General features: G+C 46.0%; 21 protein-coding genes. 19 read left to right on the top strand and 2 right to left on the bottom strand.

Annotated features, from left to right (window positions below; translation table 11 throughout):
• Positions 1-27 precede the first annotated feature (27 nt).
• The 12 genes from NYE54_RS21330 to NYE54_RS21275 all read left to right on the top strand — a co-directional run bounded on the left by NYE54_RS21330 (position 28) and on the right by NYE54_RS21275 (position 15,960).
• Positions 28-948, top strand: a complete 921-nt coding sequence (locus tag NYE54_RS21330; RefSeq protein ID WP_339266067.1) for an ABC transporter permease — start codon at positions 28-30, stop codon at positions 946-948.
• Entirely contained in the window at positions 948-1,742 is a 795-nt protein-coding gene (locus NYE54_RS21325; protein WP_339266065.1) for an ABC transporter ATP-binding protein, read from the top strand. Before NYE54_RS21330 ends, NYE54_RS21325 begins: the two co-directional genes overlap by 1 nt.
• 321 nt (positions 1,743-2,063) lie before the next feature.
• Complete coding sequence (locus tag NYE54_RS21320) at positions 2,064-2,747, top strand: response regulator transcription factor (RefSeq protein ID WP_339273597.1); 684 nt, start codon at positions 2,064-2,066, stop codon at positions 2,745-2,747.
• On the top strand, positions 2,748-3,749 hold the full coding sequence (locus tag NYE54_RS21315) for a HAMP domain-containing sensor histidine kinase (protein WP_339266063.1): 1,002 nt from the start codon (positions 2,748-2,750) through the stop codon (positions 3,747-3,749).
• Positions 3,750-3,850: 101 nt separating this feature from the next.
• Positions 3,851-4,789 (top strand): VanZ family protein, encoded by a 939-nt coding sequence (locus NYE54_RS21310; protein ID WP_339266061.1) that lies wholly within the window; start codon positions 3,851-3,853, stop codon positions 4,787-4,789.
• A 24-nt stretch (positions 4,790-4,813) separates the two neighbouring features.
• Entirely contained in the window at positions 4,814-5,497 is a 684-nt protein-coding gene (locus NYE54_RS21305) for an ABC transporter ATP-binding protein (protein WP_339266059.1), read from the top strand.
• Positions 5,494-8,085: an FtsX-like permease family protein gene (locus NYE54_RS21300; protein ID WP_339266057.1), complete on the top strand. Its 2,592-nt coding sequence runs from the start codon at positions 5,494-5,496 to the stop codon at positions 8,083-8,085. Before NYE54_RS21305 ends, NYE54_RS21300 begins: the two co-directional genes overlap by 4 nt.
• Before the next feature lie 83 nt (positions 8,086-8,168).
• The gene (locus NYE54_RS21295; RefSeq protein WP_339266055.1) at positions 8,169-9,602 is read left to right on the top strand and encodes a VanZ family protein; all 1,434 of its coding nucleotides are present in this window, start codon (positions 8,169-8,171) and stop codon (positions 9,600-9,602) included.
• Between the two features lie 291 nt (positions 9,603-9,893).
• Positions 9,894-11,282 carry a helix-turn-helix transcriptional regulator gene (locus NYE54_RS21290; RefSeq protein ID WP_339266053.1) on the top strand — a complete coding sequence of 463 codons (1,389 nt, stop codon included), beginning with the start codon at positions 9,894-9,896 and terminating at the stop codon, positions 11,280-11,282.
• Positions 11,283-11,783: 501 nt separating this feature from the next.
• Positions 11,784-13,163, top strand: a complete 1,380-nt coding sequence (locus tag NYE54_RS21285; RefSeq protein ID WP_339266052.1) for a helix-turn-helix transcriptional regulator — start codon at positions 11,784-11,786, stop codon at positions 13,161-13,163.
• A 41-nt stretch (positions 13,164-13,204) separates the two neighbouring features.
• The gene (locus NYE54_RS21280; RefSeq protein WP_339266050.1) at positions 13,205-14,563 is read left to right on the top strand and encodes a helix-turn-helix transcriptional regulator; all 1,359 of its coding nucleotides are present in this window, start codon (positions 13,205-13,207) and stop codon (positions 14,561-14,563) included.
• A gap of 167 nt (positions 14,564-14,730) precedes the next feature.
• Positions 14,731-15,960 (top strand): MFS transporter, encoded by a 1,230-nt coding sequence (locus NYE54_RS21275; protein ID WP_339266048.1) that lies wholly within the window; start codon positions 14,731-14,733, stop codon positions 15,958-15,960.
• Positions 15,961-16,126: 166 nt separating this feature from the next.
• Here NYE54_RS21275 and NYE54_RS21270 read toward each other — a convergent pair whose 3' ends face one another.
• Positions 16,127-16,864 carry a YheC/YheD family protein gene (locus NYE54_RS21270; protein WP_339266046.1) on the bottom strand — a complete coding sequence of 246 codons (738 nt, stop codon included), beginning with the start codon at positions 16,862-16,864 and terminating at the stop codon, positions 16,127-16,129.
• Between the two features lie 409 nt (positions 16,865-17,273).
• On the opposite strand from NYE54_RS21270, the gene NYE54_RS21265 reads away from it, so the two are divergent.
• Together NYE54_RS21265 and NYE54_RS21260 are read left to right on the top strand one after the other, a co-directional pair.
• The gene (locus NYE54_RS21265) at positions 17,274-18,503 is read left to right on the top strand and encodes a chromate transporter (RefSeq protein ID WP_339266044.1); all 1,230 of its coding nucleotides are present in this window, start codon (positions 17,274-17,276) and stop codon (positions 18,501-18,503) included.
• Positions 18,504-18,670: 167 nt separating this feature from the next.
• Positions 18,671-19,603 (top strand): NAD(P)/FAD-dependent oxidoreductase, encoded by a 933-nt coding sequence (locus tag NYE54_RS21260; protein ID WP_339266043.1) that lies wholly within the window; start codon positions 18,671-18,673, stop codon positions 19,601-19,603.
• Positions 19,604-19,772: 169 nt separating this feature from the next.
• Here the strand turns inward: NYE54_RS21260 and NYE54_RS21255 are convergent, their stop codons facing one another.
• On the bottom strand, positions 19,773-20,072 hold the full coding sequence (locus tag NYE54_RS21255) for a hypothetical protein (protein WP_076322071.1): 300 nt from the start codon (positions 20,070-20,072) through the stop codon (positions 19,773-19,775).
• Positions 20,073-20,222: 150 nt separating this feature from the next.
• On the opposite strand from NYE54_RS21255, the gene NYE54_RS21250 reads away from it, so the two are divergent.
• The 5 genes from NYE54_RS21250 to pulA all read left to right on the top strand — a co-directional run bounded on the left by NYE54_RS21250 (position 20,223) and on the right by pulA (position 26,192).
• On the top strand, positions 20,223-20,609 hold the full coding sequence (locus tag NYE54_RS21250) for an antibiotic biosynthesis monooxygenase (RefSeq protein ID WP_339266041.1): 387 nt from the start codon (positions 20,223-20,225) through the stop codon (positions 20,607-20,609).
• 217 nt (positions 20,610-20,826) lie between these two features.
• Positions 20,827-21,807 carry a MoxR family ATPase gene (locus NYE54_RS21245; protein ID WP_339266040.1) on the top strand — a complete coding sequence of 327 codons (981 nt, stop codon included), beginning with the start codon at positions 20,827-20,829 and terminating at the stop codon, positions 21,805-21,807.
• Between the two features lie 12 nt (positions 21,808-21,819).
• Positions 21,820-22,926: a DUF58 domain-containing protein gene (locus NYE54_RS21240; RefSeq protein WP_339266039.1), complete on the top strand. Its 1,107-nt coding sequence runs from the start codon at positions 21,820-21,822 to the stop codon at positions 22,924-22,926.
• A complete protein-coding gene (locus tag NYE54_RS21235) occupies positions 22,923-24,227 on the top strand; it encodes a DUF4129 domain-containing protein (protein ID WP_339266037.1) in 1,305 nt (434 codons plus the stop codon). Before NYE54_RS21240 ends, NYE54_RS21235 begins: the two co-directional genes overlap by 4 nt.
• A gap of 12 nt (positions 24,228-24,239) precedes the next feature.
• On the top strand, positions 24,240-26,192 hold the full coding sequence (pulA, locus tag NYE54_RS21230) for a type I pullulanase (RefSeq protein WP_339266036.1): 1,953 nt from the start codon (positions 24,240-24,242) through the stop codon (positions 26,190-26,192).
• Positions 26,193-26,216 lie beyond the last annotated feature (24 nt).

The following is a 26,216-nucleotide window of genomic DNA, read 5'->3' as shown; positions in this document are numbered from 1 at the left end:
TTCTTAATCCTTAAGGAGGTCAATGACATGCTGGATTTCGTGATGAGGCTGGATGGTCCGATTGAATTGGGGCTGCTGTATGCGCTGATGGCACTCGGGGTATATATCACGTTCCGAATTTTGGATTTTCCGGATTTAACAGTGGATGGAAGTTTTACGACAGGCGCAGCGATTGCAGCGATTCTGATTACCAACGGTGTGAATCCATGGCTTGCTACGCTGGCTGCGTTTGCCGGAGGTATGTTAGCCGGTATCTGTACAGGCCTGCTGCATACCAAGGGTAAGATCAACGGTTTGCTTTCAGGCATTATTATGATGATTGCCCTGTATTCGATCAATATGAGGATTATGGGTAAGCCTAATATTTCGTTGAGCCAGGAAGCGAATATCTTCGGATCGATTGATCCGATTTATATTATGTTAGTGATTGTGATCATCGGCAAGCTGCTGCTCGATGCATTCTTCCGTACGGATCTTGGTCTAGCGCTGCGCGCGACAGGGGACAACAAGCGGATGATCCGCAGCTTTGGTGCGAACACGGACACCACAACCATTCTGGGGCTCAGCATTTCAAACGGTCTGGTGGCCTTATCCGGCGCAGTGGTTGCCCAGCAATCCAGTTTTGCCGACATTAGCTCCGGTATCGGTATGATTGTGATCGGTTTGGCGTCCGTTATCATTGGCGAGGCCGTGCTTGGGGCCGGTTCGGTATTCCGGACGACGCTGGCTGTAGTCTGCGGTTCGATTATTTATCGGATTGTTGTTGCCGCTGCCTATGAGATTCCATGGCTTGAAGCTTCAGATTTAAAACTGATCACCGCGATCATCGTCATTATCGCTCTCGTGGTTCCGACCATCAACCGGGCGATGAAGCAGCGTTCACAGGCACGGAGGCGCTCAACCGAACTGTTAGCTACGCAAGGGAAGACCAAAGGAGGTGCGCTCTGATGCTGGAGATGAACCATGTGTCCAAGCTGTTTAATCCGGGAACGGTGGATGAGAAGATTGCCTTGATGGATGTCAATCTTCACTTGAATCCGGGGGATTTCGTAACGGTTATCGGAAGTAATGGTGCAGGCAAATCCACGCTGATGAATATCATTTCCGGGGTAATGAGACCGGATGCAGGCGAAGTGTGCATTGACGGCACTTCGATCGGCCATCTGCCGGAATTTCGTCGCAGTCGCTGGATCGGCCGGGTATTCCAGGATCCGATGGCGGGCACTGCGCCGCATATGACCATTGAAGAGAATCTCGCGATGGCATATCGTAGGGGCCAGTCCCGCAGGCTCAGCATAGGCGTTACAGCCTCCAAGCGGGCGGGCTTCCGCAAGCACTTAGAGCGGCTTGGCATTGGACTCGAGGATCGGCTCCGAGCCAAAGTCGGGATGCTGTCGGGAGGGGAGCGTCAAGCACTAAGCTTGCTGATGGCAACCTTTACGCAGCCGCAAATCCTGCTGCTGGATGAGCATACGGCAGCGCTCGATCCGGCGCGTGCGGAGCTGATCACCCGAATAACCGATGACATCGTGCGCGACATGAAGCTTACCACGCTCATGGTCACGCATAACATGGAGCAAGCCATCCGTCTTGGCAATCGCCTCATTATGATGGATAAGGGACGCATCATTCTGGATGTAGACCAAGAGCGCAAGAAATCCCTGACGGTGGCGCAGCTGCTCGGGGAATTTGAGCAGATTAGCGGCCATAAGTTGTCGGACGATCGTTTGGTTCTTGGGTAAGCATCTTGCGTTGAGACGGGAAACATGATAATGAATATAACGCTAAGCCTTCAATCTTGACAGGCTTAGCGTTTTTCTATACGCTAATTTCTTCCTGCCAGTTAACTACTGAGGTCGCTTAATGATAGGACTGTTTTCAATTCCATCGCTTTTTGCATGGATTCCTGATAACGTGTTAATGTTGGGTGAGCCACATCTTTAATCCGGAAAAAGATCAAGAGTGTGCTTTAAAAATGCCTGACGACCGCTAGTCTTAAACTAGCGGACATTTGAATGTAGGAGGCTTATTCTTCCATGGTCGTTCGTAAAGAAGATCTACAGATGAAAATATTGTTAGTGGAAGATGATAAAACGATTGCGTCCGGGCTGGAGTATTCGCTGCAGCAAGATCGCTTTTCTACCGTTCTATGCCATGATGTCGTTTCTGCAAAAAAAGAGCTCGCTGAAGATATAGATCAATTCGCTTTATGCTTATTTGATTTATCGCTCCCGGATGGAAGCGGTTATGAATTATGCAAAATGGTGAAAGAGCAACGAGATATTCCGGTCATTTTCTTAACGGCGATCGACGATGAGGTCAATGTCGTGATGGGGCTTGACATGGGAGCGGATGATTATATTACAAAACCATTTCGTATTCGCGAGCTTCTCTCGCGGATCAAGTCCGTCTTGCGGAGATACCATAAGTCGTCTCAGACCCAAGGGATCATTAACATTGACCAGGTTCGTTTGAATACGCTGGAAGGAAAAGTGTATAAAAACGGCGCTGAAATTTCATTGACCGCTCTGGAGTATCGCTTATTGTTGATTTTTGGTAACCATATTGGACAAGTTCTGTCAAGAAATCAGCTTTTGGAGCAGATTTGGGACGTGGCAGGCGACTTCGTGAACGACAATACGCTAACGGTATACATCAAAAGACTAAGGGAAAAGCTGGAGGATGATCCGCAGCACCCCACGATGATCAAAACGGTACGCGGTTTAGGATATAAGGTCGGTGATTAGATGCTGCGAAATCGAGAGATTCAGATATTATTGTTGATCATGGGTTCCATCAGTTTAGTGGGGGGCGTTGCCGCTGCTTTCATTTCGTCTGTAGCTGCGACGCTCGTTTTCATCATGTCTTTATTACTTATTGGAAGCAGTCTGTTATTCACGAAATGGAGATACCGCGAACTTGAACAGCTGTCCGTCTATTTGCGTGAAATAAGCAGAGGCAATTATTCACTTGACGCTCGTGATAATCAAGAAGGCGAGCTTAGCATTTTAAAAAATGATATTTATAAAGTGACACTCATGCTATCGGAGCAGCGATCGCTTCTTCAGCGAGACAAAACGGGGCTGACGGATGCCATTTCCGATATCTCGCATCAGCTTAAAACGCCGCTTACCTCCATGACGGTGATGGCAGATTTGCTAAGCAAACCCGACCTGCCTCCAACGAAAAGAACGGAGTTCACCCGCAATATCCGTATTCAGCTTGAACGAATCGATTGGCTTGTTTCTTCTTTGTTAAAGCTATCGAGAATCGAGGAAAAGACAATCCAGTTCAAAAGAGATCAAGTATTCGTTCATAAGCTTATACAAAAGGCATTAGAACCGGTGTTGATTCCGATGGAAATCAAGGACCAAACGGTTTCCATCAAGGGCGATGACAGCGTTTCGTTTGTCGGTGATTTCAAATGGACGGCCGAAGCGATTATCAATATTTTGAAAAATGGCGTTGAGCACACGCATGAAGGCGGACTCATAGCCATTTCTTTTTCCGAAAATGCGCTATTTACGGAAATTATCATCGCTGATAACGGAAAAGGAATTCCAAAAGAAGATTTGCCTTATATTTTCAAACGTTTTTATAAAGGGAAAAATGCGAGCGAGGGGAGCATCGGCATTGGTCTTGCGATGGCTTACAGCATTATTGCAAGTCAGAACGGAGTGATCGATGTGACGAGCAGCAGCGACAAGGGTACGCAGTTTCGGATTAAATTTTATAAGCACGTGATTTAGCGGCACTCCGTAAGTGACTGAATTGTCACCTCCATCGTCACTGAAAAGTCATTTTAGAGAGATACAATGATATTCAACAGATGAACGATGGAGGTACGACCATGCATTTGAAACAACAACGTAAAATTATTTTTGCTATCACGATATTCTACACCCTGTTTATTCTTTATTTTTTGTTTTTCGCTTTCGGCAGAGTAGGTAAGGTAGATCAAATCTCCGAGTACACCTTTATGTTTTTACCTGACAGTTTTTTCAGGGTGCCAAGTCTATCAGATCTTCTACATCCTACATTGATGGATTTTGTGGGTTTCGGAAACATCGCAGCCTTTATCCCTTTTGGCATATTGATTCCGTTGTTATATCGGACTAGCTTTGTTCGCTTCATGACATTGTTCATCCTATCCATCCTTCTGCTGGAGACGATTCAGGCGCTAACTTTCCTCGGCAGCTTCGACGTGAACGATGTCATACAGAACTCAACGGGCGCAGCCATCGGATTCGGGGCGTACAAACTTGGCTTTCGCTCGAAAAACATCTGGAGAAATATTGCTGCTGCGGGTATTTCCAGCGTTGTTTTGATGCTCGGGGTGTGGGGCATCTTCGGGGTGGTTGATCAAGTGTTCACCAAAGAGATGGGCCCCTTTGTGGCGATAAACGAATGGAAGGACAGTAACGGCAATCCATCAACGGGAACGAAACCGAACCGTCTTAAGATAGGCGGTCAAGACGTGGAACCCCAATATAATATGTACAGCATTGAAGGCAAAAACAAGGAAACGTACAGGTACACGTTAGGCAATAAGAAGGAGGTGTACCTCTTTTTGAATTATGGAATTCCCGATCAGGAGGATTCTCGAGGCAGCATTAGGGTTACCGCCGATGGACATGAGTTACTGACTGTATCTGTAGAAGCCGGACGCCATGAGCCGGATATGAGCTCCATTTATCTCCCTCAGGCCAATGAGCTTACGATAACCATTGAGGGAAATGTAACCCTGTGGGATGTTGGATATAAAGAGATGGTATATAGCTGGAATTGAGCATGAAGGGAGGGAGATATGACAATGGAAATTTTAAAAATAGATCATCTGTCTAAAATATACGGAAAGGGCGAATCGGCGGTAAAGGCGCTTGACGATGTTTCCTTTTCGGTCCGAAAAGGTGAATTTGTCGCCATCATTGGCCCGTCAGGATCGGGGAAATCCACGCTGCTGCATATGCTGGGCGGTGTGGATTTGCCGACGAGCGGCAAAGTCCTCGTAGAGGATACGGACATGTATAACTTGGACGAAACACAGCTGGCCATCTTCAGGCGCAGACAAATCGGCCTGATCTACCAGTTTTTCAATCTGATTCCCGTCTTGACGGTGGAAGAGAATATTACGCTCCCGCTCTTGCTTGATAACCAAAAGGTAGATAAGCAGCAGTTGGATGGTCTCGTGAAGACTTTGAATCTGCAACATCGCTTAAACCATCTGCCTAATCAATTATCAGGCGGACAGCAGCAAAGGGTATCGATCGGCAGAGCACTCATTAGTAATCCTGCCATTATGCTGGCGGACGAGCCGACCGGGAATCTGGACAGCAAGAATAGCAGCGAGATCATCGACTTATTGCAAATGTTGAATAAAACCTATCACCAGACATTGATCGTGATCACGCATGACGAACGAATCGCTTTGCAAGCTGACAGAGTCATTTCGATTGAAGACGGAAGGATTGCCAAAGACGAGGTGATTCGCCCTTGAATATTGTCAATAAACTCACCGTCAGACATTTGCGGGAAAACAAGAGAAGAACGCTTGTAACCATCATAGGTGTCATCATGTCAGTTGCCATGGTGACGGCTGTTGCAACGCTTGGTTTTTCTTACTTGGATTTAATGAAAAGGCAAACCATCGCAGATGAAGGGGAATGGCATGTCCTATATCAAGATGTAAACAAGGAACAGCTTGCAGCGATAAAAAACGATGACGCAACCAAGACCCTTGCGATCACAAACGATCTTGGTTATGCCCCATTAGAAGGGGGACAAAATCCAAATAAGCCATATTGGTTCATCAAGGCTTATGATGCACAAGGTTTAGCGCAATTTCCGATTGAAGTGAGCAAGGGGCGTCTGCCGCAAACCGACAAGGAAGTTGTGATTTCTGAAGCCGCTGCGACAAACGCCAAGGTGAAATATGAAATCGGGGATCGTCTCACTCTGCGCGTCGGCGAACGATTCGAGGAAGGGAATGATCAACCGCTGGGCCAAACCGAATCGCTGCGCATCGTAGATAACAAAAAGAACGAAACGCTGCATAATACGATGACAAGGGATTACACGATCGTAGGCTTCATCAAACCTCCCGTATGGGAACCGGCGTGGGCCCCGGGGTATACGACCATTAGCTATGTCGATGAAAACATCATCGGGGCAAACGATCGAGTCAATGCGGCGGTAGTCTTGCAAAAAGTCAATCAGTCCTTGTTCGCACATGCAGAAAACCTGGCAGAGAACAACCAGATCGAAACGGTCCAATATCATCACGATTTGCTTCATTATTATGGCGTTTCCAAAAGCGAAGCCTCGTACAGCACGATGGTCTCCTTATCGGTGATCCTGATGGCGGTCATTATGATCGGCTCAGTTTCGCTGATCTATAATGCTTTTGCAATTTCCGTCTCGGAACGTTCCCGCCATTTAGGGATGCTTGCAAGCGTGGGGGCTACGAAAAGGCAGAAGAGAAATTCGGTGTTTTTTGAGGGTGTCATTATTGGCTTGATCAGCATTCCGGTTGGAATCCTATGCGGTCTTGCCGGGATCGGTATTACCTTTCAGTTCATTAACGCTATCATTCAAGGGGCTTTAGGAATTACTGAAAAGCTAACGGTGATCGTCACGCCGTTATCGATTTTGATTGCCTGCGCTGTCTCCATGTTGACGATCTTCATTTCGACGTATCTCCCGGCCGTCAAAGCATCCCGGATTTCAGCCATGGATGCGATTCGTCAAACTACCGATGTGAAGCTTTCGGGCAAAAGCGTGGAAACGCCGAAATGGATTCGAAAGCTCTTCGGAATCGAAGCGGAGATCGGATTGAAGAACTTAAAAAGGAACAAGCGGAGATACCATGCTACCGTATTTTCGCTCGTGATCAGCATCGCTTTGTTTTTAACGGTATCATTTTTTACCGGTAATCTGAAACAATCCTTGGCCATGTCGCAGGAAGGCGTCAACTATGATATAGAACTATCTTACGGCAATGAAAAAAGAATAGACGATCGGTTGGTTCAGTCCATTGCATCCCTTTCGGATGTATCGGAATACAGCGTGATTCATGAGTTGTACAGGAACGCTTGGATCGAGGAAGCGTCCATCGCCGATGAATTGCAGGAGGCGGTCAAGAAGGATAAGAGTATGCTGAAGGACGGAAAATATCCTTACGATATTAAAATCAATGCATTAAACGATTCGAACCTGCGGGCTTATGCCAAAGCAGTCGGCGCAGATTACGAGCTACTGACGGATCCGGAACATCTCTCCGCCATCGTGATCGATACCATCGATTATAAAGATATGGATACGGGAAAATATGTCCATACGAAGGCTATTCATGCGAATGTTGGGCAAAGTCTCGATTTGACTACGTTCGATGAGGAAACGGAAAAAGTGACGGATGTAAGTGAAGTGTACATTGCGGCGTTGACGGATCGATCTCCGATGGGGATGAACTCAATCGGAACAGGCGGGTTAAATATCGTCGTCTCGGAACGAGTCCTAAATCAACTGGCAGACGATAAGAGCGGGGAGTTCGTTCAAACCTTTCTCTATCTGAAAAGTGCGGACCCGCTGAAAACGCAGCAGGAAATCGAAGAAATGAAAGAGCCTAATCTGTATGTGTACAATGTGTACCAATCCAGAAAACAGGAAGAACAGATGATACTATTGATGTCCGTCTTTACTTATGGCTTTATCGTATTAATTTCAGTGATTTCGATTGCGAATATTTTTAATACAATCTCAACGAGCATCGCTCTTCGAAAGCGGGAATTTGCGATGCTGAAATCCGTTGGAATGACGCCAAAAGGCTTTGCGAAAATGATGAACTACGAAAGTGTTTTTTATGGAGCCAAATCACTGCTGTTCGGACTTCCTATCAGCTTCGTCGTGATGTATTTGATCTATATGGCCTTTGCGAACAAATTTAGCTACGGATTCGTCCTTCCCTGGATGAGTATTCTGTCTGTCATTGCCGCCGTATTTGTCATTGTCGGTTCTGCCATGCTATATTCCAGCGCGAAAGTAAAAAAGGAAGACATCATCGACGCGTTAAAGCAGGAGAGTATATAAAAGTGACCGGCTCTGACTTGAAGCTGCAAGGAAAGACAGTGTCAACCATCATTATAATAAAGTCATAAGGGGGGGGCCTCGTCTTGGGGATCGATGCAATCTATACGAATCTACGTTTTTTAATGCTGCCGGTCATCGTAATTATCGGGATCGAATTCGTTCTAATCATGTTATATTATTATCTTTATTATAGAAAACAAAAATCAGAGGGAAAGCCACGGATTCAAATGAACAAGCTTTTTCTTGGCGCCTTGTTCATCGGATATGTTGTATTTGTACTTGAGCTAACGATGTTGGGCCGCGGCAATTCTCATTTCTTGCAGATGAATCTCCATCCATTCAGCGATTATGTTGAAGCATGGAACAAATATTCCTTACGTGATCTTCAGAACGGTATATTTAATATCATCATGTTTATCCCGATGGGAATATTGCTGCCTTTCATCAGCCGAAAATTTAAAGCATTCAAGTGGCTTCTTCTTGTCGTTGTAAGTTCTACGCTCTTTATTGAAACCTATCAGACGCTTTCAGGAGCAGGACTGTTTGAGCTTGCTGATATCTTGAACAACACGCTCGGTGGTATTTTTGGATATCAGTTATACAGACTTGCCGCTTCCATTGTTCATAACAAAAAAGTCAGAATGAAAAGTCTTCTGGGAAACCTGGTGATACCCCTACTAATGGGTTTGCTTTTTGTCGGCATGAATATCGTCTACATCCAGCAGGAGTTCGGAAACCTGGCCATAAACTCGTTTACCAAATGGAATATGAAAGATGTTCATGTAACAACATCCCTTCAGTTAAGCTCGGCACCTGCAGTGGCCCCCGTCTACAAGAAAATCACTCAGCCGGATGGAGTAGAAGCCCTGCTGCAGCAGAAGTTAGGATTATCTGAGTTGAAGGTTAAGGATTGGGATGGCGATCGAGAGGTTCTATTGGAAGATAAATCAGGAACACCATATACATTCTATCAATCCGAAGAGGGAAACTGGTCGTTAACCGAGAACAATGATACACCGGAGCGAACTTCATTCAATGACCAAGAACTGCTATCACAGAAGGCCAAAACCATAATGGCCGATCTTGGCCTACTCCCTCAAGACGCTGATTTTACAGCATTGGAGGACGGGGAATTTCAATGGTCCCTCCCGGATAAAGCGGGTCTACACGAGAGTTATTGGACTGGCGAGCTGTTACTCGGTCTTAAACAAGATGGCAGTATCTATTCGATAAATAATGGGCTCCAAGAGAATCAATTTATTAAGGAAGTAGATATATTGTCTCCTGCAGAGGTGTATGATCGTATCAAAAATGGTGAATTTCCACAAATCAAAAGAAATGCAATATTAACGGATGATCAACTCGTTATTAAAAAGGGTGACCAACTGGATATAACAGGAATTGAGCTATCGTTCATATATGACACGAAAAACTTCTATCAGCCTGTATACACAGTATACGGTGTATTTAATGGGGATTCGAATTGGTTCACATTAATTCAGGCAAGAAGGAGCTAGGAGAGGATATAGTAAGTAAGGGCCCTGACTTGGTTGAAGTCAGGGCCCTTATTGTTGTCCAACAAAGCGCTTCCGAAAATTTCGGAGCGCTTTTTCTCATCGTAGTGATCAAACTGACGATATATAAATCATAAAGAAAAGTGTTGAATTTGGCATTTTTAAATTGTATTGGTTATTTTTTGTAAAAAAATGACGTAAATAAGTATTGACCGCTGGAATATTAATCAATATGATTACTGTATAGAGAAATATACTAATATTTGGGTTCTGATCCTAAAGGGTGGTGTTAGCTTGGAAATGACAGCCACGATTCGCGAACAAATGGAAGAGTTTCTACATAAGAACGAAATGACGATTAATCGGTTTGCTGAGATATCGGGGGTCAATAGCGGCACACTCAGCAACATCCTGAATGGCAACCGCCCGATTTCCATGCAGCAATTGGACCGGATTACGTTAGGTATGGGTCTGGAAGAGGGTTGTTTTTACGAGCTGTATATCGATGAATGCATATTTCATGCTACGCCGGATTGGCGTCGGCTAGGTCCGTTTCTTCACCGATGCGCGGAACTTGGGAAGCTGAATTGTCTGGACAAGGCTGTCCGGATGACGATGGATAATATCTCTTATTCACCCTTACTCTTTGAAACGGCTGAGCTTTTTTTCAAAGAGGGAAAACATGAGGCGGCTGTTTTGATCTATAAAAGCGTGGCTGAGAGTGAACGATTTCAGCATTCGGAAAGATTAGCCCTTTGTCAGTATCGGTTGTTTACGTTGGAATTGGGTGATGATCAGGATGCAAATTTGCAGGCAGCTGTTTATTTTGAGCCATACGTGGATCGGTTGGATGAGATGTACCAGTTGGATGCGCTTAAAGAATTAGTAAATTTAAATCTATCTTTGCATCGTTGGGATAAGGTTGATGCAATAGCTTTAAAAATGGGTACTAAAGCGACAATTCAATACCAACATATTGGTAAAATTTTCAAAAAGAAAGAAGGACGAAATAAACCACTTATATTTTATATTCTATATTCGCATTTAATTCGAGCAACTGTTTGTTATGAGTGTGGTGATTATGAAAAGGCATTAGAATTTGTAACCTTATATGAAGATCCTACCTGGATTGATGATCCTGATTATGAGGAAATCAGAGTCATTGAGCAGTTTAAAGAGTGGGCTGAGGCAAACAAATATCTATACAAGTTAATGGCAGGAGATGATGATTTACTAGTTGATTATGTAGATTTTATTACTGATAGAGAAGATGAGATATTTTTAGGGCTTTGTAGCATCATGATTGCAGCTAATCGATATCAGTTAGATGTGGACTATATTCTGGATAAGTTTAAAAAATATATTGTTCATAAGGAACAACGAAATCATATTGGAAAGATAATTCAGCAGGTTACAGCAGATCGATATACAAGATTACTCGCTGAACTTGGTATTTATTATCTGAACACTAATCGCTATGAGAGTGGACTTGAGTTTATTTTAGATAGTTTAGAAAACTCGATTAAGATAAATAGTGATAAGGGGATGCTTAGATGTATGGGGGTTTTCGAACAATTTCGTCCTTATTCCACAAACGATCTTCAACTAAAGTATAAATATTTAGTGAAAGATGTACAGATTTTAAATAATAAAAAAATAGGAACATCTATTGGTTACCGATGATATTGTATCGCTATGATACTTTGTTCATGGAAAGTTTTCTTTTTTTGGTAATGTCAAGTAGATCGATTTATGATACTGTAAGGGGGAATATGGGAAATTTCACTATGTTTCATCAATGAAGAACAACTTTCAAGAAAATATTGGTTAGAGAGGTGCAAAAAATAATATGAAGAAAAAACTTGCGTATCTATTTACAATCTGTAGTCTTGTTTTGCTGTTCGAAGTTCCGTCAGGGATTATAAGTGCTGATCCTATTACTACTCCCAAAGCAGCTGTTTATAGTCATGGGGCAGGAACAAATATGACGTCTTCGTCTCATGGTGCGGGAACGACCTAATTTATTTTCTTCATAGATTTAATCAAAAGATGGTTCCAGACATAGTGGAGCCATCTTTATTTGAATAATTAATTAAATTATTGACCTTCTGAATGTAAAATAATAGCATGTAATTAAATATTTATAATACTAATATTTGGTTTTCCATCTGGGGGTGTTGTTACTTGGAGACGACAGCCACGATTCGCGGAGAGATAGTTAAATATTTGCAGAATCATCGTATGACGATTAACCAGTTTGCAAAGATATCGGGTATCAATAGCGGAACACTTAGTAATATCATAAATGGTAATCGTCCCATGTCTATGCACCAGTTAGACCGGATTACCGAAGGCATGGGGCTGGAAGAGGGACAATTCTATGGACTTTATATAACGGAGAGTATTTTCCATACTACTCCCGACTGGCGGAGGCTTGGACCTTTTCTGGGGCGATGTGCGGAGCTGGATAAACTGGATTGTTTGCATAAAGCAGCACGAATGACGATGGAGAACATCAATTACGCGCCAATGCTTTTTGAAATGGCGGAGGAATTCTTCAACAGGGAGAAGTATAAAGCGGCCGCATTATTGTATGAATGCGTGGCTGAAAGTGAAAAGTTCCAGCATTCTGAAAGGCTTGCATTATGCCAATATCGGCTTTTTGTAATGGAGTTAAGTGACAATGTGGAAGCTAATCTAAAGCTGGCAGTATCTTTTGAGCATTATATTGATAGATTAGATGATGAATATCAATTAGACGCTTATAGAAAGCTTATTAATGTGAATATTTCTTTTCAGCGGTGGGACACAATTGAAGTGCTGGCTAGAAAAATGGGTCATAAAGCTAGATTACAATATAAGAACAATTGTAAAATCGCGATTATGAGTGATGGACAGGAAAAGCCCATAATCTTTTACATACTCTATTCATTTCTAATACAAGCGAATGTCCGTCGTGAAGCAGGAAATTTTGAGGAAGCATTAAGTTATCTGTCTATGTATGAAGACCCGGATTGGATAAAGGCACCTTCCGATCAGGAAAAAATAATAATCAATCAGTTTAAAGAATGGGCAAAAGCGAATCGATACTTATACAGGTTAATGTCTGGAGACTTTGACGTTATATCTGAATATGTAAACTATGTTGAAGCCAGAACAGATGAGATTTTTACTGCCTTATGCAATATTGTCGTAGCAGCAAATCGACATCGCTTTAACATAGATCATATTCTGGAGAAGTTTAAAGAGTATCAGGCATATAAACCACAACGAAGCCGTCTCGGCAAGATAAGTGAACAAGTTACGATGAACCGATATGCTCGTCTCCTTACCGAGCTAGGGATATACTATTTGAACTCCAAAAAATTTGATCGTGGTTTAACATTTATTATAGATAGTTTGGAGTATTCGATAAGAATCAAAAGCGACAGAGGGATGCTGCGGTGCATGGGGATCTTTGAGCAGTTTCGTCAGTATTCTTCCAAAGAAATACAGAAACGATACAATGATTTGATTAACGATGTTCAAAAATTATCCGTGTACGCTTGGAGCCCTCAAGTGTAAAGGAAAATGCTATTTAATAGATTTTTCTGGGGGGTTGTTACTTGGAGACGACAGCCACGATTCGCGGAGAAATAGCTAGATATTTGCAAGAACATGGTTTGACAATAAATCAGTTTGCGAAAATATCAAAAATAAACAGTGGAACTTTAAGCGGCATACTTAATGGAAACCGTCCAATGTCAATGAATCAACTGGATCAGATCACCTCCTGTATTGGATTTAAGGAAGGTCACTTTTACGATAAATATATTTTTGAATGTATATTTCATGCTACCCCTGACTGGAGGCGACTAGGTGCTTTTCTTGAACGCTGTGCAGAGTTGGATTGTTTACATTTAGCTGCACGAATGGCAATGGAAAACATTACTTACGCACCGATGTTATTTGAATTGGCAGAATCATTTTATAACGAAAAAAAATACAACGCAGCGGCAGCTTTGTATGAATGTGTTGCTGAAAGTGAAAAGTTCCAACACTCTGAAAGGCTCGCCCTTTGTCACTACCGTCTTTTTTTACAAAGATTAAGTGACAATCAAGAATCTAATTGGCAGGCCGTTGTGTTATTTGAGCCGTACATTGAACGGTTGGATGAAGAGTATCAACTTGCAGCATATGTAGAGTTAATAAATGTCAGCGGTTCATTGGGTCAGTGGGATAAAGTGGATGATTTAGCTGTAAAAATGGGATCTAAAGCCATGACTAGATATCAGAATCAAAAAATTGAGTACTCAGGTAATCATCCATTAGTTTTTTATATCTTGTATTCATACTTAGCTCGAGAAAATAGTTATAGTGAACGTGGAGATTATGAACAAGCTTTGTCCTATACGGGCATTTACGAAAGTCCTGATTGGATTATTGACCCTACCGAAGATGAATGTAGAGTCATAAAGCAGTTTAATGAATGGGCTGTAGCCAACCGATACTTGCACTCTATATTGGCCGGAGACTATAATGTTTTGTCTGATTACGTAAAATACATTGAATCAAGAGAAGATGAAATCTTTGTGGCACTATGTCATATTATACTCGCAGCAAATCGACACCGGCTCAATGTAGATTATATACTTGAACGTTTTAAAAAGTATCTCGATTACAAACCTCAGAAAAACCAAATCAGCAACATTAATGTGCACGTCACATTAAACCAATACACCCGACTCCTCGCCGAGTTAGGGATATACTATTTGAATGCTAAACAGTATGATCGCGGGTTATCCCACATCCTGGACAGCCTCGCGTACTCGATAAGAATCAAAAGCGATAACGGGATGCTGCGGTGCATGGGAATCTTCGAGCAGTTCCGTCAGTACGCATCCGAGGAAATACAAAAACGGTATAATGAATTGATTCGCGAAGTCCAAAAATTATCCGTGTATGCTTGGAGCCCGCTTGTGTAGGGCTCTATCTGTGCGTCTACAGGCTAATGTACAACGCTGAATAGGCGACACACTAGACCTTAAAGCTGCCATGATAGCCTCCCGAGGCTATGGCCTAATGCCCGGGTTTGTGATAAACTCGGATAAGTTTATTTTTACATATCGCATGAAAGTAAGGAGTCCATGTCATGACATCAAGAACATCAATAGATCAAAACACAAATTCCGCAGGGCGCACATGGATGATTTTTGCAGGTATCATCCTTATTGCTATCAACTTGAGAGCGGCGATTACTTCGGTAGGTCCGCTGATCGGGATCATTCGAGAGGATATAGGAATTTCGAGTACATTGGCGGGCATGCTGACGACGCTGCCGCTGTTGGCTTTTGCTCTATTATCGCCGATGGCACCAGCCATGGCCAAAAAATGGGGACTGGAGAATACCCTTTTGCTGAGTATGGTGGTGCTGACATTCGGAATCGGCATACGCTCGATATCATCACCGTATACACTGTTAATAGGTACCGCATTTCTTGGAATGGCCATAGCCGTAGGGAACGTGCTGCTTCCAAGTCTGGTCAAGCGGGATTTCCCGCGGCATATCGGATTGATGACGGGCACGTACTCTGCCTCGATGAATCTGCTCGCCGCGATCGCATCCGGGATTAGCATTCCGCTGGCTACCCAAGCAGGGCTTGGTTGGCAAGGGTCCCTGCTCATTTGGGGTTCATTGTCCGTCTTAGCTCTGATCGTGTGGATCATCCAGCGCCGCAGTTCCGGAAAAACAGCTGAGGTCAGTTCGACTTCTACCAAACAACAGAGTGTGTTGAGGTCACCGCTTGCTTGGTACATTACTTTATTTATGGGACTTCAATCGTTTACGTTCTACGTGAACGTCTCATGGCTGCCCGAGATTCTGAGAAGCCAAGGCATGGATTATAGTGCGGCGGGATGGATGCTCTCGATTCTCCAATTTGTCAGCTTGCCGTTTTCTTTCATTATTCCTGTTCTGGCTGGCCGGAATCCCAATCAGCGTTTGCTGGTGACGATCTCTGCATTATCCATGCTGACCGGATATGCAGGCTTATTTTCCGGCATGTCTTCCTTGAATCTGCTATGGGTGATGCTGGTAGGTATTTCAGGCGGGGCCAATTTCAGTTTATCCCTGATGTTCTTCACCCTGCGTACCAAAACGGCTCAAGAAGCTGCCGCGTTATCTGGAATGGCTCAGTCACTGGGTTATTTATTGGCTGCCGTCGGTCCGATGCTGATCGGGTTCCTGCATGATGCGACAGGAGGGTGGAAGGTGCCCCTGGCGGTTTTGTCTGCCATTGTTGTGGTGTTGTTCATCTTCGGCTTTGGTGCAGCGAAACCAGGTTATCTCTCCGTACCGAAAGAGGCGAAGCCTGAGGCTTAATACCGATAGAGGTCATCATGACAACGATGAATACCTGTGAGTAAATAGGGCTTGCTGAAAGCGGAAGCGCGGAATCCACCACTGCTGTCGTTCAGGAAGCTCTTCAACTCCTGGGAGGTTGGGGATTCCTTCCAACATTCCCCATCTGTAATAAAAGCTTCTGCAATCATGGTATTTTTTTTGCCATGCGCCGTTTGTTTTCTATAATGGTTCTGTACATTGTGTTATCGGAGAGTTGAGTAAACAACCTATGGCCGGGATATGGATTAGCTTCAAGGATCCAAATGTAGCCATTCTTGTCTATGGCAAGATCAACCCCAAATTCACGAGTCGATTTCCATTTATTAACCGTCTCGGCAATGGTAATGGATAGTTGTTTTATTTTACGAGAACAGGCGTCCACTTTGGTTTGGTTATTCTGAAAGAGCTTTAAGAGAACCTCTTGCAATGGTTCTGCATGCCCTCCTTGATGATAGTTGGTCACAAATTTATGAGGTGCAGCTACACGGGCGACCATACCCGAAATGATCCATTTGTCCTCTGGCTTCTGCAGGTATACACGGATATCAAAGATTTCCCCATGGTACTCCGCCATTCGCAGGCCTTTCTGCACCAAATACCGACGCTTTGAATTCCGAAATGAATCAATTGCTTTTAAGACAGAGTGAACTCCAACAATCTTCCGACGTGGGCCGCAGCGAACTTCATATCCCCTACTCAATTCATTGACACGGATGATTCCGTTGCCGCCACTTCCGAGATTGGGTTTTATGAAGACGGATGAATATGTTTTCAGCATCCGTAAGATCCTTGAACCTGTCATCCATCGAGTTTCAGGCAAATGGGGACGCAAGATATGATTCTGTAACATTCCCCACTGATCCTTCATTTTTCCAATTGTCATTGAAATCCCCCCCCTCTTGTTGAATCCCAGGTATAAAGAGCATATTCATCAAACATCCCTGCTGTATAGACTGGTCTCCAATAGCTAACAAAAATCATAATGAGTGATATCAGAGGTCACAACATGGTGCTCTCAATAATGGATCAAACAGCAAGGGAAATAAGTAAATAGAAAAGAGCGATCCTTGGACAATGTGGTCAAGTGGGGCGCTCTTTTTACATGGTTATGTGCCGATCTTCAGATCGTAGCATTCAAGATCCTATATAGATTTTACATAGCGTTTACATAAATGGGTAGATTGATAATGAGTATTTGTTATAATCTGAAATTTGATGATGTTCTTTATACCTTGGGATGCACGAATTAACCGTTTCATTTCATTAATCAAGCATATGGGGAGCGATGGATTTTGAATCCGGAGACAGAGAAAGAACAAGTACAAGCTCAAGTCGGCAATAGGCAGCCCTCTGGCAGGTGGCGTGCCCTCGGCGAAACCTGGTGGACCGCTCTACAGTTGGGACTCACTTCATTTGGCGGACCGATCGCACATCTTGGATACTTCCACCAGACTTATGTGCGGCGCAAACAATGGCTTGACGAAAAAAGCTATGCGGATCTGGTGGCCCTCGCCCAATTTCTTCCCGGACCGGCTAGCAGCCAAGTAGGTATTGGTGTTGGGATGATGCGAGCGGGATTATGGGGCGGTATCGTCGCCTGGCTCGGCTTCACGTTACCATCCGTGCTCATGCTCATGATCTTCGCCTATTTGATGCAAACTTTCGATCCCGGCTCGGCAGGTTGGATTCAAGGACTGAAAATTGTCGCAGTGGCCATCGTAGCGCAAGCGGTACTTGGGATGGCAGGAAAGCTGGCCTCAGGTCCCATACGGTCGGCCATAGCGTTAATAGCCATGGCAGTCGTTCTGCTGTGGCAGAGTCCCGTTTCTCAAGTGACGGTCATCGCGCTGGCCGGCATATCGGGACTGTGGTTGTTCAAGCGTCAAGCAAACGAGGAGGCTGCACCCGAGATCAAGATGCCGATCGGACGGAGAGCCGGACTCTTTTGTTTGGGCATGTTTGTAGTATTATTAGTGGGTCTGCCGATCCTTAAAGGGCTGACCGATAATGGTTGGGTAGCCATTGTGGACAGCTTCTACCGAGCTGGATCGCTTGTATTCGGCGGAGGGCACGTCGTTCTCCCGCTGCTGGAGAGTGAGACGGTGCTGAACGGATGGATGTCTAAAGAGGATTTCCTAACGGGTTACGGAGCGACACAGGCTGTACCCGGTCCGTTGTTTACTTTTGCCGCTTACCTCGGGGTCTTGATCCAGGGGATTCCTGGAGGTATTGTTGCTACACTCGCTATCTTTTTGCCTGGATTTCTGCTCATCGTAGGGGCAATGCCGTTCTGGAACAGCATCCGTAGAAACCCTAAACTGCAAGGCATGCTGACAGGCATGAATGCGGCAGTGGTCGGGATTCTGCTGGCCGCTTTGTATCATCCGATATGGACATCCTCCATTCATAGTCCGCTTGAATTTGTGATCGGAGCGGGTCTGTTCGGAATGCTGATGTTCTGGAAGAGCCCTCCGTGGCTGGTTGTAATCACCGGTGCATTAGCCGGACAGCTACTCCTGTGATTCATTGATTTAGACCTCGGCCTTTGTACCGGGGTCTATTTGACTTTTCAGGAGTAAATCACGGCAGATTGGTTAAATATTTAGGGTGTACCTCTTTTCTTGAAGGATATTTTGATTCAAGGAGTTCCAGTTCTTAATTCGATATAGAAATGAGTGGATAAAGCTACATGTCGGATACCGAAGTGAAAGATTGCATTATCATCGGCGGCGGAATTGCAGGTCTGCAGGCGGCTATACAGCTGGGGCGGTATTCTGCCTACAATGTCCTGGTGATCGACCGGGGAATGGGGCGGTCCACCATATGCAAGAGCTACCGCAACATCCTCGGATGGCCGGATGGGGTCCCTGGTGAAGAGCTCAGGCGACGCGGACGTCAGCAGGCGGAATCTGTCGATGTAAAGTTTGCTGCTGATGATATCCGGAAGGCGGGGCGTGATGAAGCTCAATATTTTGTGTTAACCGGTAAAGATGGAGTTCAGTACAGGGCCAAAACCTTGCTGCTCGCAACAGGCGTGATGGACCGCTTTCCCAAGCTGCCAGGCCTGATGCCCACGCTGGGCACATCCGTTTTTGTATGCCCCGATTGCGATGGTTATGAAATTCAGGATCGAAAGACCGTCGTGATGGGATCGGGTGATCCCGGTGCCAGTATGGCCGTGCTGCTATCGGAGCGGACCAAGGATATCATCTACATCAATCATGAGGGGGAGCCAGCTTCTTCCGAGCATATGTCCCAATTGGCGGAGCTCGGGATTCCGTATATAGAGAAAAAGGTGTCAGAAATTCGTGAGGAGGGCGGCATCCTATCAGCCGTCATGCTTGAGGATGGGAGCATCGTGCCCGCGGAGCGGGGGTTCATATCTTTTGGCGGGAATATGATCTATTCCGAATTGGCCGAGCAACTGGGGGCAGAGCTGGAGCACAATCGTCATGTCAAGACCGATCCAAGGTCCAAAATGACGAGTGTCGAATTACTCTGGGCGGCCGGTGACCTGGGCGTCCATTCCGAATTAACCACCGTGGCGATGGGGGAAGGCGCGACGGCTGCGATCTGGATTAACAAGACATTAAAGAAGATGACTAGCGAAGCTGTTACATGATGGTATAGAAATAGAACAGAACCATTAGAAAACCTCGGAACGATTCAGTTGATAAAGTATTCTAAAAAACCCGCCTGATCAGGCACGGCATGAGCGAGAACGGCCGTGGATCAAGGCGGGTTAGTTCCGCTATATGTGGTCTGTCCTAAAAAAGTACGCCGATAGGCATTTACAGACCGAATCGGGTGATATGCTCTTCGAGCCTGTACTTTTGCAGTAATTCGGTTTGCTTGGGACCGATCAGATCAAAGTGCGGGTAAGGCAGGCGATAATGGATATATTCCGGATTAAGTCCGTTGGATACACACCAGTCCTCAAGGCGCTGGATGTTCGAGCAGCCTACTTTGGTTACGGTATGGAACTCCGGAAACCGCTTGTCATACCAATAATGGGTCAAAAAAGCGATGTCTCCTTGTGCGACCTTCTGCTTCCATTGCTGCAGTTCCTGTCTCGAGATGCCGAATGCCATGTTTGTCTCATCCTTATAAGTATATTCATGCTTCTCATTATATCAGCATATACTTGACTGCACCTACTTGTTTTCCTAGTATGGCGCTGCCAAATAACAAGCGTTACTTCTTACCGTTGATCGGATGGATATCGAAGAGGGGGATGCGATATGATACTGGAATCAGCGATACTTTATATCAAGCCAGGGCTGGCAAGCGAGTTTGAAAGTGCTTTTCGGGAAGCTTCCGGCGTTCTGTTATCGAAAAAGGGATATGTAAGCCATGAGCTTAACAAGTGTGTAGAGAACCGGGATGAATATATATTCCTCGTCCGCTGGAGCGGCATTAAGGATCACCTGATCGGCTTCCGTGGGCATCCGGACTATAAGCTATGGAATGCATCTCTGGAGCCGTTTTATACCCGACCGCCTGAAGTTAGGCATTATATCGATATCCGGATCGATAGTCGCGAGCAGGCTGAGGCGGAGCTGACTAAACTATTGATTCCTGAAAGCAGGACGGATCCGGCTTCCCGGGAAGAACGGACGACAGAATAGATCTTCAAATATCGGGCGTGTCGCAATAAGGGTGCATTCTCGGAAGCTGTCCTTGGACAGCTTCTTGGCGTATCGGAAGCACAGGGGATCGGGATATACCTTCATGGTAACAGAAGGAGAAGGCGGTATATTATGCAATCGGTCTTATTTTGTCCCGAATAACAGGAATTATGGGATGTCATGACGAACTTTGTTGTAAAGTTAAACTACATAAGGAGTGGTTACAATTACTATAGATTATCATGGCGTTCGCCGTCTTGCCGATGACATTCGAGCAAACGTTTCCAAAGTTATGGTAGGTAAAGAGAAGCTGATTGACAGACTGTTTATTGCCATGGTTACTTCAGGTCATGTTCTGTTGGAGGACGTGCCGGGTACAGGCAAGACATTGCTGGCCAAATCCATCTCGAAGTCGATTGATTGCACGTTTAAGAGGGTGCAGTTTACGCCGGATTTGCTGCCGACGGATCTGAGCGGCATTTACTTCTATAATCAACAATCCACGACGTTTGAATTCCGTCCGGGTCCTTTGTTCACGAATATCCTTCTAGCCGATGAAATTAACCGGGCGACACCCCGTACGCAGTCCAGTCTATTGGAGTGCATGGAGGAACGCCAGATCAGCATTGACGGGGTAACCCATCAGTTGGAAGAACCGTTTCTGGTCATCGCGACGCAGAATCCGTTGGAACAGCAAGGAACATTTCCGCTGCCGGAGGCACAGTTGGACCGCTTTCTGTTCAAACTGAATATGGGATACCCTACTTCGGAGGAGAGCGTGAATATTCTGAAGCGATTTAAAGATGATCAACCCTTGGAGTCACTAATGGCAATTGCAACATCTGAGCGGATTGTACAAGCCAGACATATCGTCAGCAAAGTACATGTCAGCGATGAGATGTTATCCTATATCGTTGCGCTTTCGGAGCAATCGAGACGGGATGAAGTGGTTGCCTCCGGGGTAAGCCCAAGGGGCTGCCAAGCCTTATTGAAGGCTGTGCAGGTACAAGCTATCCTGAAGGGCAGGGAGTTTGTTACCCCTGATGATGTGAAGGATTTGGCTGTCCCGACATGGGCGCATCGGTTGAAGCTTCGCGGGACGCTCCACAGCCGCGGCGGTGCTGCCGCGGCGGAAGAAGTGATCGAACGGTTGCTGCAGCAGGTTTCCGTACCGACAGAAGAAGGCATTTCGTCGTAGGGGCGGATTGCTATGGGAGCCTACTGGATATTGTTAATCGCCGCTTTGGTCGTAGTCGTGCAGGGCAAGCTTTTCAAACGGATGGCATTGAAAAGGCTGAACTACAGCCGTTCCTTCAAGGTGTCTACCTGCTATGAGGGAGATTCCGTGGAATTGATCGAAATCATTGAGAACCGCAAAGCATTGCCTGTACCCTGGTTAAGGGTAGAATCCCAATTTCGTTCGGGCCTGGCATTTGATAACCAATTGAACCTGGATATCAGTGAGGGGCAATTCAATCAGAACCATAAGAGCTTCTTCAGTCTTCTGCCTTGGACCAAGATCCTTCGCAGACATCGGATTACCGCTAAGCGTAGAGGCCTGTATAAGCTGGGCACCGTATCAATGACGACGGGGGATCTGGTCGGAATGGAGTCGATTGTGGAGAGTAAGACGTTGTCCGGTGGCATTATCGTGTATCCGATGCCGATGGATGTGTCGGACATGGCCCTCCCGGTCCAGACTTGGATGGGCGAAATGCTGGTCCGAAGATGGATCTTGGAGGATCCTTTCCTGATATCGGGCGTGCGTGAATATCGCGACGGCGATCCGCTGAAGGATATTCAATGGAAAGCGACCGCTCGGACGGGCACCCTACAGGTCCACAGGCGGGATACCACAGCTGACAGCCGACTCTTGATTTATCTGAATATAGAGGATCATGAGCAGATGTGGAGCAAAGCGACGCGGCCGGAGCCGATCGAGTATGGCATCCGCCTGGCGGCTGGCATTACAGCTCATCTATTGTCACAGGGAATGGAGATCGGAATGGGGACGAACGGAACGCTTGGCGAGGATTCAACCGATGAAGCATTCGTCCCCGTTGCAGGCGGCATGACGCAGCAGCAGCTGATCTTCGAAATGCTGGCGAGACTGGAGCTGACGCGCAAGGCTTCTTTTCATGATTATCTGGCCCATGAACTATCCCGACATGAAGAGGTAAGGGATATCCTCATTTTGAGCACTTATGTCAGCCCCAGGCTTGAAGAGATGTTTCAGCGATTTCGGGACCAGGGGCACACGATTCAGGTATTTCCCCTCGGTGATGTGCCGTCTCCTGCAAAGGAGGTGTCTGCGTGACTTCACGAGGTACTGGATTTATAAAGGCTTTTTTGCAGGGATTCGTGGAATGCGTACTCTATTTTCCGGTACTCTTTATTCCGGCTTTCTATCTGCTGCCTGAATCGTACCGCTGGGTATGGCCTGCCCTAGTATTTGGCGGGTACTTACTTGGCTATACAGGTGCGCGATGGTTCAAGCTGGATCGTCAGTTTAAGGCAACCTTATGGGCTAGCCTGATTTCCATTACGGTATCCATCGCATTTATAGGCGTTGATTTGACCCTTGCTTATTTCATCCCTCTGATATTTATTGCCAGTTATCGCGGAAGCCGAATGGAGCAGGTAAGCTGGAATTTGATGTTTCCGGGGACATATTTCTTAATAGGTTTGATTTTGTACGGGGTCAGCAGTTTTATGTTAAGTTTCATGGATTCATTTCAGGGTGGCATTTCATCTCTGACCTGGATGGGGGCAGCGGCGTTAGGATTAACCCTGTTGATTGTCAATCGGCAGTTGGTGTTGGATGAAACACTGCCAGGCAATGATCAACCCGTATTGGAACGGCGAGTTCTGCGCTACAATCGCTGGTTTATCATCGTATTGCTGCTTCTGGTCGCGGTGGTCGCTTTTCTTCCGCAGCTGCAGCAATGGGTCTCTGATATGGCGCGAGGGATCGCTGCATGGATCTCCGGATGGTTCGGCTCCGGAGCGCAGCAGGCCCCGGAGCCGCCTTCGATGTCGGAGCCACCGCCTGAAATCCCATTCCTCGATGAGGAAACCAAGCCGCCGAGCCCATGGATGAAGGTATTGGAGCAAGTGCTGATCTATGGCGTGTTCACCGCTATCGGGATCGGGATTTTGTATGTTCTGTTCAGGTTTGGCAAAGTACTGCCTAAGCTGTACCGAAGATTCTCTGCATGGATGAACAGGATGATGAACAGACAGAACATTCAGCCCTCACTAGGTTATGAGGATGAAGTGGAGAATATTGAACATGACCCGGCATCCAAACGACTAAAACGGCTGTTGTCCGGTATGCGTATCGGCGGAAAGTTTCGAGCAGGAGAAGGATCAGAGCACCTGAATGAGAAAATTCGCCAAATGTATCGGATGATACTTTCCCGAAGTATCAGGGAAGGCTATCATTGGAAAGCATCGCTAACACCGCGGGAAACCGAAAGCGATCTTAAGGAATGGGACGGAAGGAAGGATCGTATTCCACAATCCTTGATCGAGCTTTACGAGGAAGCCCGATATGGTACCCGTACCATTACGGAAGAAGAAGTTGAACGGCTGCAATTGGATAGGAAGCATACATGAGGAGTGAACATCTTGTCGGTACAAAAAGAAAGCAATGCTGTTATTCACTACGGAGATCCCGCGGTCACCGGGGGAGTCTCCGTCTTTGATAAGGAATTTGACAAGCTTTTTTATTATGATGGAACGGACCTGGGGCTAACTTACCAAGCTCAAGAGTCCATCTTTCGCCTGTGGGCACCGACGGCTAGTGAGGCATACGTTATGCTCTATCCGGATTGGCATGCAGTAGAAGCCCGGCGAATCGCGATGACGCGTGATGTGAAGGGAACTTGGCTGCTGAAAGTAGGAGAAAATCTTCAAGGGATGTTCTACACCTACCAGGTCCTTATCGGGGATCAATGGAACGAAGCTGTCGACCCCTACGCTGCTGCCGTAGGCGTCAATGGGGATCGTGCTTATATCTTGGACATGGCCTCGACTGATCCAGAACACTGGACAGAAGACAAACCGCCATTTCATAGTCCTCTGGATGCCGTAATCTATGAACTGCATGTTCGTGATTACACCATTCATCAAGGCAGCGGAGTGAAGCATAAAGGCAAGTTTGCAGGCCTGGCGGAGACAGGTACCCGAGGTCCGGGAGGGATTCGCACAGGGCTTGATCATATTGTCGAGCTTGGAGCCACGCATGTGGAGCTGCTCCCGATCTATGATTTTGCAACGGAAAGCGTGGACGAAACCAGGCTTCATGAGCCGCAGTACAATTGGGGATACGACCCGAAGAACTACAATGCTCCCGAAGGCTCGTATGCTACGGATCCGTATGTGCCTGAGGTTCGGATTCGTGAATTGAAGCAGTTGATTCAGACATTCCACGATCATGGCCTTCGGGTCATCATGGATGTGGTGTATAACCATGTATATGACGGGTATCTGATCAATTTCACGAAGCTGGTCCCCGGATATTATCTGCGTTATACGAAGGACGGCAAATTCTCCAACGGATCCGGGTGTGGAAACGACACGGCATCCGAGCGTCCGATGATGCGGAAATTCATTGTGGAATCCGTCCTGCATTGGGTGAAGGAGTACCGGATCGACGGTTTTCGCTTTGATCTCATGGGTTTGCTGGATGTGGAGACGATGAATGAAATCCGGGCGCGCCTGGACGAAATTGATCTGAGTATCATCACGATCGGTGAAGGTTGGGTTATGAATACCGAGCTGGATGAGAAGAAGCGAGCGAATCAGCAGCAGGCACCCGTGATGCCGCGCATCGCTCATTTTAACGACGGATTCCGCGATGCGGTCAAAGGGGACATCTTCCAGTTTGATTATAGAGGCTTTGTGAGCGGCGGAGATGGATATGAAGACAAGGTGAAGCAAGGCATCGTCGGTGGTATTCCGTATTCCAAAGATATCAAGTCATTCGCTTCCGAGCCGGATCAGTGCGTAAATTATGTAGAGTGTCATGATAACCATACCTTATGGGACAAAATAATGCTGTCCACGGAAGGGGAAAATGATGCCATACGTCGCGATATGCACCGGCTGTCATCGGCGATGATTCTGACCAGTCAAGGCATCCCTTTTCTGCATGCTGGTCAAGAGTATTATCGCTCCAAGAATGGAGTGGAGAACAGCTATAATGCTAGTGATGAAGTAAATCGGCTGGATTGGGGTATGGCATCGGAGCACCAGGATGGAGTGAAATACATTCAACGGCTCGTTCAGCTCCGCAAGAAACATCCGGCATTCAGATTGAAGGATGTCGCTTCGATCCGTAAGCATCTTCAGTTTGAACCATGTCCCGAGCATACTGTTGCTTTCACGCTTCGTGATCATGCGGGCGGTGATCCAGAGAAACATATTTATGTGCTCTATTATGCAGCACGGAAAGAGTCCTCTCTGGCTTTACCTGAGCTGGGCAAATGGAAGATTCTGCTAGGCGAAGAGCATATTAGGCGTCTAACCCGGGATTCCCTTGTCGTAGAAGGGATCGGTGCGGTCATTTTATCCTGTTAATACGATACCGGAAGCGAATATTAC

Origin of the sequence: Paenibacillus sp. FSL K6-1330, from assembly GCF_037976825.1 — a bacterium.
GTDB lineage: Bacteria > Bacillota > Bacilli > Paenibacillales > Paenibacillaceae > Paenibacillus_AQ.
This window is presented reverse-complemented; position numbering and strand designations above follow the sequence as displayed.

Bases quoted from the DNA above. Each gene is read 5' to 3' on its own strand.
- NYE54_RS21330 (WP_339266067.1), top strand. From the start codon at position 28: ATGCTGGATTTCGTGATGAGGCTGGATGGTCCGATTGAATTGGGGCTG.
- NYE54_RS21325 (WP_339266065.1), top strand. From the start codon at position 948: ATGCTGGAGATGAACCATGTGTCCAAGCTGTTTAATCCGGGAACGGTG.
- NYE54_RS21320 (WP_339273597.1), top strand. From the start codon at position 2,064: ATGAAAATATTGTTAGTGGAAGATGATAAAACGATTGCGTCCGGGCTG.
- NYE54_RS21315 (WP_339266063.1), top strand. From the start codon at position 2,748: ATGCTGCGAAATCGAGAGATTCAGATATTATTGTTGATCATGGGTTCC.
- NYE54_RS21310 (WP_339266061.1), top strand. From the start codon at position 3,851: ATGCATTTGAAACAACAACGTAAAATTATTTTTGCTATCACGATATTC.
- NYE54_RS21305 (WP_339266059.1), top strand. From the start codon at position 4,814: ATGGAAATTTTAAAAATAGATCATCTGTCTAAAATATACGGAAAGGGC.
- NYE54_RS21275 (WP_339266048.1), top strand. From the start codon at position 14,731: ATGACATCAAGAACATCAATAGATCAAAACACAAATTCCGCAGGGCGC.
- NYE54_RS21270 (WP_339266046.1), bottom strand. From the start codon at position 16,864: ATGACAATTGGAAAAATGAAGGATCAGTGGGGAATGTTACAGAATCAT.
- NYE54_RS21260 (WP_339266043.1), top strand. From the start codon at position 18,671: ATGTCGGATACCGAAGTGAAAGATTGCATTATCATCGGCGGCGGAATT.
- NYE54_RS21255 (WP_076322071.1), bottom strand. From the start codon at position 20,072: ATGGCATTCGGCATCTCGAGACAGGAACTGCAGCAATGGAAGCAGAAG.
- NYE54_RS21250 (WP_339266041.1), top strand. From the start codon at position 20,223: ATGATACTGGAATCAGCGATACTTTATATCAAGCCAGGGCTGGCAAGC.
- NYE54_RS21240 (WP_339266039.1), top strand. From the start codon at position 21,820: ATGGGAGCCTACTGGATATTGTTAATCGCCGCTTTGGTCGTAGTCGTG.